Annotated in this window: 13 protein-coding genes and 1 pseudogene; 4 read left to right on the top strand and 10 right to left on the bottom strand. The window is 72.5% G+C overall.

The window, feature by feature from the left end:
- Positions 1-139 precede the first annotated feature (139 nt).
- Positions 140-1,171 (top strand): hypothetical protein, encoded by a 1,032-nt coding sequence (locus tag OG361_RS33550; RefSeq protein ID WP_405859540.1) that lies wholly within the window; start codon positions 140-142, stop codon positions 1,169-1,171.
- 66 nt (positions 1,172-1,237) lie between these two features.
- Here OG361_RS33550 and OG361_RS33545 read toward each other — a convergent pair whose 3' ends face one another.
- The 4 genes from OG361_RS33545 to OG361_RS33530 form a co-directional block, all read right to left on the bottom strand.
- Positions 1,238-2,710 (bottom strand): hypothetical protein, encoded by a 1,473-nt coding sequence (locus OG361_RS33545; RefSeq protein WP_405859538.1) that lies wholly within the window; start codon positions 2,708-2,710, stop codon positions 1,238-1,240.
- Between the two features lie 72 nt (positions 2,711-2,782).
- Positions 2,783-4,909, bottom strand: coding sequence for an ATP-binding protein (locus tag OG361_RS33540; RefSeq protein WP_405859536.1), 2,127 nt, complete (start codon positions 4,907-4,909; stop codon positions 2,783-2,785).
- Positions 4,906-7,443, bottom strand: coding sequence for an FxsB family cyclophane-forming radical SAM/SPASM peptide maturase (locus OG361_RS33535; protein ID WP_405859534.1), 2,538 nt, complete (start codon positions 7,441-7,443; stop codon positions 4,906-4,908). The genes OG361_RS33540 and OG361_RS33535 overlap by 4 nt, the downstream gene beginning before the upstream one ends.
- Entirely contained in the window at positions 7,413-7,613 is a 201-nt protein-coding gene (locus tag OG361_RS33530; protein WP_384564490.1) for a hypothetical protein, read from the bottom strand. The genes OG361_RS33535 and OG361_RS33530 overlap by 31 nt, the downstream gene beginning before the upstream one ends.
- Here OG361_RS33530 and OG361_RS33525 point away from each other — a divergent pair.
- Positions 7,612-8,271: a GNAT family N-acetyltransferase gene (locus tag OG361_RS33525; RefSeq protein WP_405859532.1), complete on the top strand. Its 660-nt coding sequence runs from the start codon at positions 7,612-7,614 to the stop codon at positions 8,269-8,271. The genes OG361_RS33530 and OG361_RS33525 overlap by 2 nt on opposite strands.
- Before the next feature lie 40 nt (positions 8,272-8,311).
- Here the strand turns inward: OG361_RS33525 and OG361_RS33520 are convergent, their stop codons facing one another.
- The gene (locus OG361_RS33520) at positions 8,312-8,635 is read right to left on the bottom strand and encodes a hypothetical protein (RefSeq protein WP_405859530.1); all 324 of its coding nucleotides are present in this window, start codon (positions 8,633-8,635) and stop codon (positions 8,312-8,314) included.
- 172 nt (positions 8,636-8,807) lie between these two features.
- Here OG361_RS33520 and OG361_RS33515 point away from each other — a divergent pair, with 172 nt between their 5' ends.
- Positions 8,808-9,470: an NAD(P)/FAD-dependent oxidoreductase gene (locus OG361_RS33515; RefSeq protein ID WP_405859528.1), complete on the top strand. Its 663-nt coding sequence runs from the start codon at positions 8,808-8,810 to the stop codon at positions 9,468-9,470.
- Between the two features lie 103 nt (positions 9,471-9,573).
- Positions 9,574-9,765 carry a hypothetical protein gene (locus OG361_RS33510; RefSeq protein WP_405859526.1) on the top strand — a complete coding sequence of 64 codons (192 nt, stop codon included), beginning with the start codon at positions 9,574-9,576 and terminating at the stop codon, positions 9,763-9,765.
- Positions 9,766-9,841: 76 nt separating this feature from the next.
- Here OG361_RS33510 and OG361_RS33505 read toward each other — a convergent pair whose 3' ends face one another.
- From OG361_RS33505 to OG361_RS33485, 5 genes and pseudogenes are all read right to left on the bottom strand, one after another.
- Entirely contained in the window at positions 9,842-11,242 is a 1,401-nt protein-coding gene (locus OG361_RS33505) for an aspartate aminotransferase family protein (protein WP_405862586.1), read from the bottom strand.
- A gap of 270 nt (positions 11,243-11,512) precedes the next feature.
- Positions 11,513-12,772 (bottom strand): annotated as a pseudogene (locus tag OG361_RS33500) (methylaspartate mutase); the annotation flags it as partial.
- Positions 12,765-13,211 (bottom strand): cobalamin-dependent protein, encoded by a 447-nt coding sequence (locus OG361_RS33495; protein WP_384564479.1) that lies wholly within the window; start codon positions 13,209-13,211, stop codon positions 12,765-12,767. The pseudogene OG361_RS33500 and the gene OG361_RS33495, both read right to left, overlap by 8 nt.
- A gap of 50 nt (positions 13,212-13,261) precedes the next feature.
- Positions 13,262-14,485: a fatty acid desaturase gene (locus OG361_RS33490; RefSeq protein ID WP_405859524.1), complete on the bottom strand. Its 1,224-nt coding sequence runs from the start codon at positions 14,483-14,485 to the stop codon at positions 13,262-13,264.
- Between the two features lie 46 nt (positions 14,486-14,531).
- Positions 14,532-16,055, bottom strand: coding sequence for a pyridoxal phosphate-dependent decarboxylase family protein (locus tag OG361_RS33485; RefSeq protein WP_405859522.1), 1,524 nt, complete (start codon positions 16,053-16,055; stop codon positions 14,532-14,534).
- Positions 16,056-16,145: the final 90 nt, after the last annotated feature.

The following is a 16,145-nucleotide window of genomic DNA, read 5'->3' as shown; positions in this document are numbered from 1 at the left end:
GGGTTTCCCTCGGGCCGGGCACCTCCAGTTCATCCCGGGCGAGCCCGCTTGGTCCACCGCCATGACCTGGCAATACCCTGCATGGCAGGGAAGTAGCAGGGCCGCATCACGGGGGAAACGTGTGACTACTGGGTCGGATGTGGACGAGATACCTCGGCTGGACGCGAGGGCCGTCGCCGTCTTCGCGTACGTACTGGAGCGCGGCGGCCTCACGCGCGGGACGCCCGAGGTACCGCCTGCTCTCGGGCTGAGCCGGCAGGAGGTCGAGGCGGCCTGCCGCACCCTGCGGCGGCTCCGCCTCCTCAGGCCGGCTCCGGGCAGACCCGAGGAGCTGATGGCGGTCAGTCCGGACGCAGCGGCGGCGGAGCTGGTCGGCCCGCTGGAGGCCGAGCTCGCGCGGGCCGCCGCGCAGACCCAGTCGCTCCGCGACGAACTGCACTCCCTGATGCCGCGGTACCGCGCCGCCCGGCGCGAGCAGGGCCGTCGGGAGGGCTTCGACGTGCTGCCCGACATGGCCTCCGCCTCGGCGATGCTCACCGAGGAGTCGGCCCGTTGCCAGGAGGAGGTGTTCAGCATCCAGCCGGGCGGCGGCCGGGCAGCACACCGCCTCGGGGACGCCGTCGAGCGGGATGTGGCGATGCTCCGCCGGGGTGTGCGCATGCGCACCCTGTACCAGCACTCGGCACGGTCCAGCCTGTCCACCCAGGGGTACGTGGAGAGGCTCACCGAGGCCGGCGCCGAGTACCGCACCGCCGCCGAACTGCCCGACCGGGCCGTGGTCTTCGACCGGTCGGTGGCCTTCCTGCCACGGCGTGCCGGGGGCGGGACGGGCGAGGGGGCGGTGCTCGTCCGGGATCCCGACGTGGTGGCGTACCTCTGCCGGGTCTTCGAGCAGCACTGGTCCGGGGCGGCCCCGTTCCGGGGCACCAGCGAGGCCGCGTACAAGGAGGTCGGCCACAGCCTGCGGCGGGCGCTGGTGGGGCTGCTCGCGGAGGGCGCCAAGGACGAGGTGATCGCCCGGCGCATGGGCTTGTCGCTCCGCACCTGCCGCCGTCACATCGCCGAACTCCTGGAGGAGCTGGGGGCGGAGAGCCGCTTCCAGGGCGGCACCCTCGCGGAACGCGCCGGCCTCACGGGCACGGATCTCACGACGGACGCCTCCGACCGCTGACCCCGCTGGCCCCCCTGGCCCCACTGGCCCCGCCGGCCCTCCCGACCTCGCTGACCCGCAACGGGGTCACGGCCTCCTGGCCGCGGTCGCGTCCCTCTCCCCGCCCCGCACCACTTCCCTCACCATCCCCGCCACCGCGCTCGTCCGGCGCTTGCGGAGGTCCAGGACAGGGGTCGGGTTCGAGAGGCCGTGGGATGCCAGCAGGTTCATCAGGGCCCAGATCACGTCGGGGCGTCCCGTCACGGGGACTTCCCGGCCCTCGGGGGTGATGACCTTGGCCTCGGCGGTGCCGGCGAGGAGGTTGGTGCGGGCCCAGTCGATGACGTACGACCCGCCGTCCGGGCCGGCGTAGAGGACGACGTCCCTGGTGCGGTGCAGGACCGCGAGGTAGTTCATCGGCACCGTCAGCCGTCGGGCGGCGTCGAACGGGGCTGTGCCGTCCGGGGGATGGATGCGCAACACCGTGTCGAGGACCGGCCCATGGTCCTGGAAGACCTGCGTGGGGCTCATGTGCAGGAACCGGGCGCGCACCAGCACGCCACCGCGACGCGACCACCGCCGGCCGACGGAGCCGAACGCCGCCGACTCACCCGGGAGGGCGTCCACGATCCACCGGGACTCCTCGCCCGGCTCGGTCACCGGCGCCGGTTCCTCGGGAAAGGCGCGGTGCCGTTCGGCCACGGCGGTGTAGCGCGCGGCCGTGGCCGCGTCCAGGCTCCGGAGGTCGATCGTGTCGCCGACCATCTCGATGCCTCCGGCGGCCAGGGAGATCCGCATGTGCCGCAGCAGACGACCGGGGTACCGGGTCACCTCGGTCAGCCGGCCGTCGAGGTCGATGATCCGGCTGGTTCTCGTGCCCGCGAGGAGGGTGCTGCGCGGCCACAGGGGGGTGACTTTCCCGGGCGGCCCGGGCGGATCGGCCGACTCGGGCCATCCTGCCAATCCGGCTGGACCGGCAGGATGGCCCGGCCCGGCCGGATCGACCAGGACGGCGAGGCGGCCCGCCGTGACCGCCGACAGGCAGAGGGACGGCACCCGCCACTCGTCCGTGATCTCGAAGCCGCTGAAGCCATCGGCCCCGTCGGGCTCTTCCGCGCCGTGCACCCGCAGCTTCAGCCTGACCAGCGGCGTGAACTCGTCGGGGGTGTACGTGCCCCAGTACTGCGTGTAGGTCGCCTCGCCCTCGGGGCTGTACCGCACGAGCGAGGCCTCCAGGACGTCCGCCCGCGCCAGCCGTGCCCTCGGATGGCCCTGCGGAGACCGGGGCGCCCACAAGACGAAGGACCGGTCGCCGTAAGGGATGTCCGCCTGCTTCTTCCGGTCCCTGCGGGTGATCCGCGGGAACTGTCTCCGCGCGGAGCTGCGGGCCATGAAAGGGATGGGGACCGAGCAGGCCAGTCCGGCGACGAGCGGAATCCAGGCCCAGTCGTCGCCGTGGCTCCAGGCCAGGTATCCCACGACGAGTCCGAGCGGGCCCGGAAGGCACCAGACCGTGGCGAGCAGCAGATTGCCGACCATCACACTGGCGTAGCTACGCATGGCCCCATACTCCCGGCGCCCCGGCCCGGGCACCAGCCTTCAGGACCCGGCTCGTCCGGCGCCGCTCCGCCCTCACGCGTCCCCGGTCGGCGGGTCCCCCGGCTCCGTACCGCTGCCGCCCGCCACGAGACGGCCTCGTACCTCCTCCGCCAATGGGTTTCCCAGGGACTCGAGGATCGCGACCGCCTCGACCAGGGCCGCCTGGGCCTCGGCCGCGCGGCCGACGGCGGTGAGCTGTTCGGCGAGCCCGTCCAGCGAGCGGGCCAGCCCGAGCAGGTCGCCTATGCGCCGTCGCGTGTCGACGGCCCGCTCGTACCAGCCGATCGCCTCGCCGGTCCGGCCGACCGTCCGGCAGACGTCGCCCATTCCGTGCAGGGCCTTGGCCTCCGTCGGCAGATCGGCCGTCACCCGGGCGCCGGCCAGGGCCAGCTCGTACTCCTCGAACGCAGAGGTCGGCCGGCCGAGGGCGAGACTCAACGCGCCCATCTCGGTCAGCGTGATCGACTCGCCGCGCCGGTCGCCGTTGCTCCGGTGGATCGGCAGCGCCTCCCGCTGGCGTTCCAGTGCCTCCTCGTGGCGCCCCATGAGGCGGAGCGTCCAGGCGATGTTGTAGATGCTGGTCGCCTGCCAACGGCTGTCACCGATGGCCTGACTGATCGCCAGCGCCTCGGTGAAGTGGCTCATGGCTGCTTCGTGGAGACCCATGTCCGACTCGGCCCCGGCGACACAGATGAGGCTCCAGGTCTCGGCCCACCGGTCGTCCAGGCGGCGGGCGGCCCGCACGGCGGTGTCCGACAGTGCCCGCCGGTGGGTGTCGTGCCGGCGCAGTCGCAGGAAGTACACCAGCGCCACCGGCAGCTTCCAGGCCACGTCGTCCAGGCCGAGCTCCACCGCCTGGTCCACGGCGGGCACCAGGCTCGGCAGTTCGGAGTCGCACCACGCGAGGGCCGCCTCGGGCCCGGGGAACGGTGCGGCCACGCCGTCCGCGCCGCGTTCGAGGGGTACGTGCTGACGCTCGGGGACCAGGACCCGGTCCGCGGCGTCCGCCATCCGCAGATAGTGGGACAACTCGCGGTGCAGCGCCTCGGCCCGCACCTCCGCGGGCTCCTCCGCCGCGACCCGCTCCCGGGCGTAGTCCCGCAGCAGGTCGTGGTACGCGAACCGTCTCGGCCCCGACACCTCCAGCATGTTGACCGCCACGAGCCCGCGCAGGACCCGAAGGGTCTCCAGCTCGGGCAGGTCGATCAGCGCGGCGGCCGTCGAGACGGAGAAGTCCGGACCGGCGTGCAGCGCGAGCAGCCGGAACGCCCTGGCGCCGGCGGGGGGAAGCTGCTGATAGGACCACGAGAACACCGTGCGCACTCCGTTTCGCTCGTCCGACATGGACAGCGATTCCAGCCTGCGGCCGTCACCGTCCAGTTCCTCCATCAGTTCACCCAGACTCGTACCGGAGCCCGCTTGCTGTGCGGCGATCCGGACGGTCAGCGGGAGGCGGCCGCAGCGCCGCACGAGGCGGGTCACTCCCTCCCCGTCGTCATCGCCCGAGAGCCGGCGGAACAGTTCCACGGCGTGTGGCGTGTCCAGCGGTCCGACCTGGACGGGCGTGGCGCCGTCCACGGCGGTCAGGCCGCCGAGCCGGTTCCTGCTCGTGACGATCGTGAAGCAACCGGGCGCGGACGGGAGCAGCGGCCGTACCTGGTCGGCGCTGCCCGCGTTGTCCGCGATCAGCAGCAACCGCTTCCCGTCGAGCAGGGAGCGGAAGAGCGCGGACATCGCGTCCAGTGAGCCGGGTACCCGGTCCGCCGGCGTGCCCAGGGCCAGGAGGAAGCCGTGGAGGACCTCCTCGGGCGCGAGCGGCGCGAGCCGGTCGTAGCCCCGCAGGTTCGCGTAGAGCTGGCCGTCCGGGTACCGGTCCCTCGCCCGGTGTCCCCAGTGGACGGCGAGGGCGCTCTTGCCCACCCCCGCCGGCCCGGAGACCGTGGCGACCCCGTTCGTCGTCGTGGCGACGGCGCTCAGAGCGACCAGGCCGTCCGACCGGTCGGTGAAACAGGTCGCGGCCCGGGGCAGTTGCCTCGGCACCGGCATGGCCGGCGCCGCGGGGGCGCCCCCGCCGCCGTGCACGCCGCCGTAGATGACCCCGGCCTGCACCACATGGGTGGCGCGGCCGACGAAGGCGTTGTTTCCACTGTCTGCGCTCACGCGGACGCTCCCGCCCTTCGTGCCGTGGATGCGCGACGGCGAGCCGCCGCCGACGGGACCGGATCCGCGGCCAGGCGGTCGATCGCGGTCCGCAGACCGGCAAGGAACCGCGCCCCGGCCGGGGCCGGCCGTGCCTGGGCGGCGAGCGCGTCCACGGCGGCGTCGGCCCACGTCAGACTGGAGTGGAAGGCGGCCCCGGCGGCCTGTGCCGACCGGAGTCGGTCCCGTCCGCGGGGCGTCTCGACCGGCGGCCCGTGGTGTGCCTGTGCCGGCTCGTGGTGTGCCGGCCCGATGGCCCGCGCACGCCAGAGCTCCGCCAGGGCGACCTGGATGTAGAGCCCGTGGAGCGCTTGCTCCACCGGTACGGGGGCGGTCCGCCACGGCACGGGGACGAAGGCGGGCACGGAGGTGTCGAAGAAGACGTACGCGTCCATCAGCGCGTCGAGTTTGGTGCGCTGGAACTCCTGGAGCAGCACGGCGGCCACGTCGGTGGTTCCCGTGGGCATCGCCAGGCCCGCCGCGCCGAACAGTCCCCGCCCGAGGAGGACGGGCGAGTGCCGGTCCCCCGGCGTCGGCCGCAGGGGGACCACGACCCGTAACGCCTCCCGTAGCGGCGCGGCGTATCCCGGCACCAGGAGGCTCAGCTCGCGCCCCGCCCGGCTGAGTGCGACCTGCCACGCCGTCCACTGCCGCGGGGAGAGGTGGTCGAGGGCGATGGGGTCGTGCCGGGTGACGTCTGCGAAGGGAGCGGCGCGGTACGGGTCGAGGTCGTCCAGGGCGACGGGCAGCCAGGGCGTGGTCAGCCGCCTGACGCCGATCCAGCGGTGGGGCGACCGGTCCGTCCCACCGGTCCAGGGGTGGGGCGACCGGTCCGCCCGCTCGACGGTCACCTCCGCCGTGGGTCCCGCCCCTTCCACCCGCACCGCGCCCACGCCCGGCAGGTGCGCGAGTCCGTCCCGTACGGGGAGCGGCAGACGTGTCGTGACACCGGCGCGCCAGGCGGCGGCCGCCGCGACGCCGGCGATGTGCGCCCGGTCGCGCGGCCCCTCGCCTGCGCCGCGCGGCCCGCCCCCCACATCGCGCGATTCGTCCCCCGCACCTGCGGCGGCCTCGCGGCGAAGGTGGCCCCTCGCCCACGCCAGAACGAACGGGTCACGGAGGACTTCCGCGGTTTCGGCCGGGTGGCCGCTGTCCAGTTCTCCGAGGAGTTGCCGCCCGAGAGCGGCCGCCACCGCCAGGTCCGAGGTGCCGCCGTCGCGCGGATCCATCCCCGCGACGAGAGCCCTGGTCAGCGAGAGCCGCATGTCCGCGAGGGCCTCCGTGCCCTGGACCGTCCCCGCTCCCGCGGCGAACGCGTCGAAGGCGCCGTCCGGCAGCCGATGGACGGGGGGCGGGGCGGGATCGGCGCCGCGCGGAACCGGGATCCCCCGCATCCGCGCCGCCGGGATCTCCGACGCCAGCAGCTTCAGATCGGCGCAGTACACGGAGGGATTGTCGAATCCGTTGCCGGGCCGGTAGCGGTGGGCGTAGAGACCACCTCCGCAGACGTTGACGACCGGGCAGGCGAGGCAGGTGGCGCACAGGTCCGCGTAGTTCCGGTTGCGGGCGGCGACCCCGGGATGGGCGGCGAGGTGGTCCACGCTGTGTGTGAAGACGGACATGCCGGTCGCCGGGGCGCCGTCGTAGGCCGTCTTCAGGGAGTCCGCCTGCTCCCACGATCCGTCGGTGTCCACGACGGCGAGGGCGACGGGCCGGAGTCCCACGGCCTCGCTGCCACTCGCACCGCCCCAAGCTGCCGCCGCGAGGGCGTCGAACAGGCGGATCGGAACGGGCCGGCCGTCGGCGATCCAGCGTGCGTGGATACGGCCCAGCCAGGCGGCGTACGGCGCGGGTGTCCCGTCCGGCCGGGGCGGCGGGTGCTCCCAGGTGGCCTGCGGCAGCAGGAAGTCGAGGTGGGGCGGCGCCTGTTCCAGCAGAGCCTCGTACACGGCGATCGGGTCGTTCTCGACGTCCACGGTGCAGAGGATCCCGCCGTAGAGGTGGCGGAACTCCTGGCGGCGCAGCAGGGCCAGGCCGCGCAGTACCGCGGCGTGGCTGCTGCGGCCGTTCGCGTACCGGCGGTGGCGGTCGTTCGCGGCCAGGTCGCCGTCGAGCGAGACACCCACCTGCACACCCGATGCGGCGAAGAGCTCGAGGAACGCCTCGTCGAGTGTCACGCCGTTGGTCTGGATGTGCAGGCCGAGCCGGACGACGTCGTCCAGGGCGGTGCGGAACGTGCGGATCAGCTCGCGCAGGCGCGCGACGCCGAGGAGGAGCGGTTCACCTCCGTGGAGCGTGATGCGCACCGTGGGTATCGCGTGGCTCCGCGCGTGTTCCGCGATGCGCCTCGCGACCTGTTCCGCGACGGCCGGACTCATCGTCCGGGGTTTCGTCCGCCAGCTCTGGTCCGCGTGCTCGTACACGTAGCAGTGGTCGCAGGCGAGATCGCAGGCGCCGTGGACCTTCAGGACGTACTGGTCGATGAAGGAAGGCACTTTTCCCCGCCGATTTCGGAGTTGAAGGCGGCCATCCGGACGGCGGGCTCCGGGCTGACGACGCGGGTGCGGAATTCCGCGACCGGGCCGGCGCGATCCGCGAAGAGGCTTGCCAACGAGACGTTCCTGAGATCGGGAAGCGGACGCCCGAGAGGTTCGATGTCGCTCATGGTCACCTTTCAGCTGCGGCTGGAGATGATGCGTGGCACCCTGCTGTCCCTTGCCTGTTCCATCCCTTCCCCGTGGCGCTGTCGTACACTCGGCCGCGTGCGCATGGGATGTGATCGACTGTCACAGGTCGTCCTTCGGCCCGTCGTCGCGGCCGATGAACCACGATTTCTCGAACTGGCATGTGCCAGTGTGGAGTTGCATCACCCCTGGGTCGAAGTGCCCTGTACGCCGAAGGTTTTCGCCTCCTATCTGGCCCGATCGGACCAGGTGAGCGCCGCCTGCATGGTGCTGGCCCGAAAGGACCGGGGCGATCTCGTGGGAATGATCAATATCAACGGCATCGTGCGCGGCCCCTATCAGCGGGGCGTTCTCGGATATGCCGCGTTCCTTCCCCATGCCGGCCGGGGATACATGTCCGCCGGAGTGGCGCTGGCCGTGCACCACGCATTCGACGTCATGGGGCTGAACCGGCTGGAAGCCGATATTCAGCCCGGGAACACGGCCTCCATCGAACTGGTCCGACGGCTCGGTTTCCGGAGGGAGGGACTCTCGCCGGACTTCATCAGGATCGCCGGCGCGTGGCGCGACCACGAGCGCTGGGCCATCACCGCGAACATGCCCCTGCCGTCCGTGCACGGGTATGGGGACACGGAATGACACCACCCCGCCTCCGGCCCCCGCACCTGCCGCCGTGGGATCACTGCATCGTCAGACCGCCGTGGATCTCGCCCGTCTGCACGACGTTCTTCGCCTGACCGTGGAAGGAGTTGGCGGCGCCGCCGTGCGCCGCCTGGTTCCACAGCGTCTCGCACTCCTGCCGGAACGACGGGTCGCGCGTGAACTCCTCGTCCAGCGCGGCCGCGATCTCCGCCTCCGCTTCGGGCACGGGCGTCTCGCGGCCCGCGAAGCGCTCCCGGACGCGCCGCCACAGCGTGGGCAGGGCCGCTCCGGCGGACTCGCCCGCCGCGGTGGCGACCCCGGCCGCGAGGGCCCCGGCGATGGCGAGGGACAAAGGATCCATGGATGACCTCCACTCGGCGGGCGTGCCCCGTCCATCATGGCGGCGCGGACGCGCGCACACCATAGGGCCGGGGCGAGAGCGACTCTTGACAACCGGCCATGCTCCTGACAGCAGTGGCTCTGCACCACTCCCACCACGAACGCCACCACACCCCTAAGGGGGCGATCAGCGCATGACCAAGCCTGAGAGCGCGGGAGACGGCTACGACGTCGTCATCAGCGGAGCGAGCCTCGCCGGCAGCGCCGCGGCGATCCTGCTCGCTCGACGCGGCGCCCGCGTCGCGCTGCTGGAGCGCCGCTCGGACCCCGAGGCGTACAAGGTGCTGTGCACCCACTCCCTCACGGCCAACGCCTATCCGGTGCTGGACGAACTCGGTCTCGTCCCCGCTCTCGAGAAGGCGGGAGCCGTCCGCAACGAGGCCCGCTGGTACACCCGCTGGGGATGGATCGAGCCGAGGGCCGCGCCGGCGGGCCCCGCGCTGCCGCACGCGTACAACATCCGGCGCAGCATTCTCGACCCGTTGATCAGGTCCCGTGCGGCGGAGACCCCCGGCGTCGATCTGCTCCTCGGCCACCGGGTGACCGGGCTGGTCCAGGAAGCCGGGCGAACCGTGGGGGTGCGCGCGTCGACACCACAGGGCGAGCGCGAGATCCGGGCCCGCCTGGTGGTCGGCGCCGACGGCAAGGACTCGGCGGTGGCGAAGTTCGCCGGGGTGCCCGCTCGGCGGCACGAGAACGCGCGGTTCGGCTGTCTCGCGCACTTCCGCGACCTTCCGCTGCCCGGCGGGATCGGTCAAGTCTGGTTCCTCGAGCCCGACAGCGACCGGCAGGGGTGACCTCGACAGGTCGCTGGCCACGTACGCCCGCGAACACCGCCGCCGTCTGCGCGGTCACCAGTACCTGGCCGCCGACTTCGCCACAGCCCGTCCGTTCAACCCCGTGGAACGGCTGATGTTCTCGGCGGCAGCGCGCGACGCGTCGATGGCACGGCACATGTACCTGTTCGCATCCCGCCTGATCGGTCCGCTTCGATTCCTCAACCCCGTGGCGCTGGCCAAGGCTTCGGTCGTCAACCTCAGGCATCGCGGGGCGGCCGTGCCACCCGCGCACCTGCCGCCCACGACCCCTTGACGGGGCCGGGGCCGGGCCGAAACGAATCGGCGCGGCCCCGGACCTCGCGCTCCCGTCCGAGCTCGGGAGTGAGCGGTCAGCCCACGTACTTGTCGGCGGCGTACAGAGCCTGGTCGAGAATGGCCAGGCCCTCACGGGCCTCCTCGTCGGTGATGGTGCACGGGGGAACGACGTGGATGCGGTTGTAGTTGTACACCGGCCACATGCCGCCCTCCTTGCACGCGGCGACCACCTCGTCCACGGGGCGGGCCAGCTCGCCGCCGGCGGCGTACGGGACGAGCATCTCGCGGGTCTCCCGGTCGCGGACGAGTTCCACGGCCCAGAAAACGCCAAGGCCGCGCACCTCGCCGACCGACGGGTGCCTCTCGGCGATCTCACGCAGCCCGGGACCGATGACCTCGGCTCCCACGCGCGCGGCGTTCTCGTTGATGCCCTCCTCCCGCATCGCGGTGATGGTGGCCACCGCGGCGGCGCACGCCAGGGGGTGGCCGGAGTAGGTGAGACCACCGGGGTAGGCCACATCGCGGAAGGTCTCGTGCACGGCGTCGGAGAGAACGACCCCGCCGAGCGGCACGTAACCGGAGTTGACTCCCTTGGCGAAGGTGATCAGGTCCGGAGTGACGTTCCAGTGGTCGACGGCGAACCAGGCGCCCGTGCGGCCGAAGCCGGACATGACCTCGTCCGCGATGTAGAGGATGCCGTACCGGTCGCAGAGCTCCCGGACCCCGGCGAGGTAGCCCGGCGGGGGGACCAGGATCCCGGCGGTGCCGACGACCGTCTCCAGCACGATCGCCGCGATCGTGGACGGCCCCTCGAACGCGATGACCTGCTCGAGGTGGGCGAGGGCGCGCGCGGACTCCTCGGCCTCCGTGGTCGCGTGGAAGTGCGAGCGGTACAGGTACGGGCCGAAGAAGTGGGCGACGTTCCCGGACGCGCTGCCGGAGTTCTCGTTCGCCCAGCGGCGCGGGTCGCCGGTGAGACTGATCGCCGTCGCCGTCCCGCCGTGGTAAGAGCGGTACGCGGAGAGGACCTTGGGGCGTCCGGTGTGGAGGCGGGCCATGCGTACGGCATGTTCGTTGGCCTCGGCTCCGCCGTTGGTGAAGAACACCCGGTTGAGGTCGCCCGGTGCGATCTCCGCTATCAGCCGGGCCGCCTCGCCGCGCTTGTCGTTGGCGAAGGTCGAGGCGATCATGCAGATCTGGTCGGCCTGCTCCTTGATGGCGGCGACGACCTTGGGATGCGCGTGACCGATGTTCAGGTTGATGAACTGCGACGAGAAGTCGAGGTAGCGCCTGCCGTCGTAGTCCCAGAAGTGGCGGCCCGCTCCCCCGGCGACCGGCATCGGGTTCACGGCACCCTGCGCGGCCCAGGAGTGGAACAGGTGGGCCCGGTCGTCGGCGACGACGCGGGCGCCGGCCTCCGGATCCGGCAGACCTGCGGGGAGAGGGGCGGCGGAGCCGGATGCGGTGCTCGTCATGGGTACCTCGATCGGTGGTAGGGAGAACGATGTGCGAGAGGGGTCGGGGGGCGGAAGCCGGCGGCTGTCGGAGGGCGGGAGCCGACGGGTGTCGGGGGACGGGAGCCGGCGGGTGTCCGAGGGCGGGAGCCGGCGGGTGTCGGAGGTCGCGTGGCCCGGAAGGAACAGGGACCTCTCCTTGGCGACGAAGTGATGGATGTCGGCGTGGACCGCTGCCATCCGGCTGCGCGGCGGGGCCCCCTCGGCCTCGCGCAACAGCGCGGCCTGGCGGCGCAGTACCGGACCGGAGAAGGGCAGGTTCCCGCTGCTTCCGTACCGGATCGCGCCCTGGGCGTCGCGGCGCGGCACGATCTCGGAGCGCGCGTGGACACTGGCGCTGAACGGGATGTCGAGCCTTCCGTCCCTGAAGGCCCGCTCGATCCCTTCGAAGAGATCGTCGGCCGCGAGCACCGGTTCGACGAGCTCGGCCACCTCACGCTCGATCCAGTGCTGTTCCTCCGCCACGCGGTCCTCGTCCACGCGGACGAAGTCCAGCAGGTCCGACGCCCCGAGTGCCGCCGTGCGCAGTCCGGAGGCGTTCGCGGCCGCGTCGGGGATCCCCTGCGCCTCCTGCACCGTCTTCGTGATCACCTTGGTGGCGCCGCCGAGCCGGGCGGTGAGCCCGCCCAGCAGGATCAGTCCGCCCGCGAACTCCTGGGTGGTGGGGAACACGCCCATGAACTCGTGGAGGACGGGATAGGCCTCCACGTCCGGACCGAGGTAGCGGCGGGCCAGGGTGCGCGTCGCGCGCAGGGCCGCGATGTCCTGGTGGACCTCCCCGCTCTGGGGATAGGAGATCGACAGGCAGCGGACGCCTTCCGCGACGGCCGCGACCCCTTCCAGGAGCGTCATGGCGAGGCTCACCGACGGCGGGACGAGCACGGCGGTGAGCGTTCCGAAGAGCTCCCGGTCGACGACGACTCCGGAGCGGGCCAGCGTGCCGCACACGGCGTCGACCCGCTGCCACGCGCGCAAGGAGCGGGACAGCGGAACGTCCTTGGAGTAGGGCAGGTTGTAGCCGATGGCGCCGCCCTCGAAGGAGGTGATGCCCGAGGCCAGGGAGACGGCGAACAGTTCGCGGGGGTCGGGTGAACCGTGGCGTACCTCCAGGGGCACGCCCACCGTCTCGACGAGCTGCCGGCCCCGTCGCCACCCGTGGGTGACCAGCGGATAGCCGTTGAGCTCGGACGGGTCGCGGAGCAGGACGTCACGCGCCGCACGGAACTTCCGCAGCCGCGTGTGCGAGTCGATCGTGACGGACAGGATGTCCGGTCCCGCGCCCTCCAGTTCGCGCAGCAGGTCCCTCATCGGCAGGTGCCCGCCCACCCCGCAGCGCGGCTGCACGGCGGGGCGCCCCCTGGCCTCCGCGGCACGCAGCACGTCGACCACGCGCGGCAGCCCCGGTGAGGAGAGATGGGCCAGGACGTCGGACCACTCGGGAAGCGAGTCGGCGACGTCCGGGGCCAGTTCGAGTGTGTCGAGCTCAGTCATGCTGGAGTTCGGCCGCCTTGCCCGTGCTCCGCAGCCGGTCGAGAAGCAGCACGATCTCGTTGCCGTCGGTCAGGATGTGGTCGACTCCCAGGTCACGGAGGCGCCGTAGGTCCGCCTCGGTCGTACGGCTGCCCACGGACAGGTTGCCCCCGACGATCACGGGCAGGCGGAGCCGGCCCGTCGCCCGCAACGCCGGCAGGTCCCGGAGGTCGTGGCGGGCGTGACCGTTGAGGCTGCCGATGAGCACGGCCTCGGCCTGCGGGTGTGCGTCCACCGCGTCGGCGAAATCGCCGAGCGGGGTGCAGACTCCGAGGTTGACCACGGTGAAGCCGTAGTCCCGCAGTTGCAGGGCGATGAGCTGGTTGGCGACGGCGTGGGCGTCGCTCTCGGCGACGCCGAGGACGACGAGGCGTTCGCCCCGGCCTGGCAGCGCGTGCATCGGCAGCTTCCTCTCGGATTCCGGTGTCCTTCGGACCCGTGTGTGGTCGGTCAGTCCTCGAACGCCATGAACAGGGCGCGGTGGTTGACCTCGGCGAGGCGATCGGGGTCGAACTCCTCGGGATCGGCCGTCCGCAGCGAGTCGAGGACGTGGTCGATGGCCGGGACCAGTCCCCACACCTCGTGGTACGGGGGCCAGCCGGGTGCTCCGCCCCGGTGGTCCTCCTCCCGGGCGAAGAGGTACGAGGCCCATTCCCGGCTCATGGGGTAGCGGTGGTGGTAGTCGTGCACGACCGTGTCCCCGGTGAGGACCAGGTAGCGGGTGGGGAAGTGGACGAACAGCATGCGGAACCACCAGCGCGCCCAGGCCGCGTGACGCCGCAGCACCGGGAGCCGCGGCGAGGGCGCGCGCTCCCCGACGAAGATCGCGTTGGTGAGGCTCGCGAAGTACTCCCGGCCGCGGCGGGGGGTCTGGTCCGGTTGCGGGAAGCTGTGCTTCACACAGAGCCGGAAGACGTTGCTGATCTGGAAGAACAGGGTCATCGGCAGGACCCAGGCGACGAGGACCGGCACCCAGAGGCCGAGCGCTGTGACGACCGCCGCGACGAGCACGTACACCAGGGTGGTGCCGACCCGCCAGGCGGGCGGGGCGTAGGTGTAGTACGAGCGGATCCGGGCGACCAGGAAGCGGGCGTGGAACCAGGGGTCGACACAGACGCCGAGCACCCTGCGCCACATCTGCCCACGGCTCATGCCGGGCCGCAGCTTCAGTGTGACCAGGAAGGCCTGGACGGTCGGGTCCCGGGTCGTCATGTGGTGCACGGCGTGGTGGTCACCGACGTGTTCGGCGCTGTAGCGGTCGAAGTCCTGGATCATGAGCGCCGCGGCGATGAGCCGGCCCACCAGTACGTCGGGCTTCCGCTTGCGCCACATGTTCTGGTGGGCGCACTGGTGGTAGATCATCATCCGCAGATTGCGGGCGGCGTGCAGGGTCGCCGCCCAGCCGGGCACCAGCAGCACGAGCAGCGGGCCGCCGGCCGCCAGCCCGGTCACGCTGAGGGCCAGGCCGAGGGCGCACGACACGAGGGCGTTCACCAGGTGCCGGGTGGGCGTCTGGCGGACGGGCCGCTGTCCCGCGTACGGCCGGCCGGTCAGCAGGGTGAGCGGTGCGGCGAACACGCGCGGCAGCACCTGCATGGATTCGCGTACGGGGTCCGGCTCCGGCTCCCCGGAGCCGGCCGCGGGCACCGTACGCGGGGCGTTCACCTCGGACATTTCCGATCTCTCTCCACTGGACTCTCCCGGCGCGTGACGCGAGGCGTCACGCGTGCTCTCCGGTCTCCTGCTCCTCGGCGGCGGCGAGCAGGTCGTCCAGCACGTGGTCGAGCTGCTCCGGGGTGGTCTCCGGGTTCAGCAGCATCAGCTTCAGGTAGACACGGCTGACGCCGTCCTCGCCCGTGATGTGCGTGCGGGCGATGAGGGAGCGGCCTTCCTCCATCAGCCGGCGGCGCAGGCGCCCGTTGAACGCGTCGGCCTCCGCGTCGCCGCCCTGCGGCGGGACGTAGCGGAAGAGCACCGAGGTGAGCGGCGGCTCGGCGAAGAGTTCGAGCCGCTCCTCGCGGTCGATCCGCTCCGCCGCGTACCGCGCGAGGTCGTGGCAGGTGTCCACCATGGCCGCCATGGTCCTGGCGCCGAGGGTGCGCATGGTGACCGCGATCTTCAGCGCGTCGGACCGGCGGGTGGTCTGCAGGGAGCTGCCCTGCAGACCGATGAAACCGGCGCAGGTGTCGTCGTCGGCGCTGAGGCAGGTGGTGGGCTGCAGGCCGAAGGAGAGCAGCGTCTCGGCCCGGCGGACCAGCAGCACGGCCGAGGAGGCCGGGGACCAGCCGAACTTGTGCAGGTCCACCGTGATCGAGTCGGCCTCGGCCAGGCCGTCGAGGAGGCCGCGCAGGCGGGGGGAGAAGAGGGCTCCGGCCCCGTACGCCGCGTCGGCGTGCAGCCAGACACCGTGGCGGCGGGCGACGGCCGCCAGTTCCGGCAGCGGGTCGACGATGCCGAGGTCGGTGGAGCCGGCCACCGCGACCATGGCGACGGCGATCCGGTCCTCGGGGAGCTCGCGGAGGATCCGGTCGGCTTCCTCGGGGATCATCCGGCCGGCCTTGTCCACCGGGACGGTGACGATGTTCTCCTCGCCTATGCCGAGGAGGCGCACCGCCCGCTCGATGGAGAAGTGGACACCGGCGGGGCAGAGCACCACGGGCTGTCCGGCGCACGCGCGCATCCCGCCGAGGAAGGGGTACACGCCGGTCTTCTCGGCCAGGACGGTGTCCCGTGCCATGGTCATCGCCATGAGGTTGGACACGCTGCCGCCGGGCGTGAGGGTGCCTCCCGCCTCCTCGGGGTCGTAGCCGGCCAGCTCGGCCAGCCGGGCGACGACCCAGCGGTCGAGCTCCAGGGCGAAGGGGCCGCTCTCCCACGCGTGGAGGGACTGGTTGAGCACCGCGGCGACCAGTTCGGCGACGGCGGCGGCGTCGATCGGGGGCGGCTGCATGCGGGCGAGGGCGGCCGGGTGGGTGAGGTCGGCCGACCACTGCGCGTACGGGCGGATCAGGTCGGACAGGACCGTCTCGGGCGCGCTGCCGTCCTCCGGCAGCAGGGGGCCGGTCAGTGCCTCCCGGGCCGCTGCCCTGGCGCCCTCGGGGCCGCCGGCCGCCACCGGTCCGGTGCGCTGTGCCGACACTTCCTGGAGGATGTCGAGGGCCGCGTTCATCAGGGTCCGGACGCTCTCCAGACCGGCGGCGGTTCCTGCGGTCCGGAACAGGGGTCCGGGTGCGGACGTGGACACGGGGGATCTCCTCTGCGATGGGGGGTGTGCCGCGCTCGGGGACGAGGACGGCTTACGGCGATGACGGAGAGCCGGGGAAGGGCTCCTGCG

Source organism: Streptomyces sp. NBC_00090 (genome assembly GCF_045160815.1).
In the GTDB taxonomy this organism is placed as follows: domain Bacteria; phylum Actinomycetota; class Actinomycetes; order Streptomycetales; family Streptomycetaceae; genus Streptomyces.
This window is presented reverse-complemented; position numbering and strand designations above follow the sequence as displayed.

Bases quoted from the DNA above. Each gene is read 5' to 3' on its own strand.
- OG361_RS33545 (WP_405859538.1), bottom strand. From the start codon at position 2,710: ATGCGTAGCTACGCCAGTGTGATGGTCGGCAATCTGCTGCTCGCCACG.
- OG361_RS33525 (WP_405859532.1), top strand. From the start codon at position 7,612: ATGGTCACCTTTCAGCTGCGGCTGGAGATGATGCGTGGCACCCTGCTG.
- OG361_RS33530 (WP_384564490.1), bottom strand. From the start codon at position 7,613: ATGAGCGACATCGAACCTCTCGGGCGTCCGCTTCCCGATCTCAGGAAC.
- OG361_RS33520 (WP_405859530.1), bottom strand. From the start codon at position 8,635: ATGGATCCTTTGTCCCTCGCCATCGCCGGGGCCCTCGCGGCCGGGGTC.
- OG361_RS33515 (WP_405859528.1), top strand. From the start codon at position 8,808: ATGACCAAGCCTGAGAGCGCGGGAGACGGCTACGACGTCGTCATCAGC.
- OG361_RS33505 (WP_405862586.1), bottom strand. From the start codon at position 11,242: ATGACGAGCACCGCATCCGGCTCCGCCGCCCCTCTCCCCGCAGGTCTG.
- OG361_RS33495 (WP_384564479.1), bottom strand. From the start codon at position 13,211: ATGCACGCGCTGCCAGGCCGGGGCGAACGCCTCGTCGTCCTCGGCGTC.
- OG361_RS33490 (WP_405859524.1), bottom strand. From the start codon at position 14,485: ATGTCCGAGGTGAACGCCCCGCGTACGGTGCCCGCGGCCGGCTCCGGG.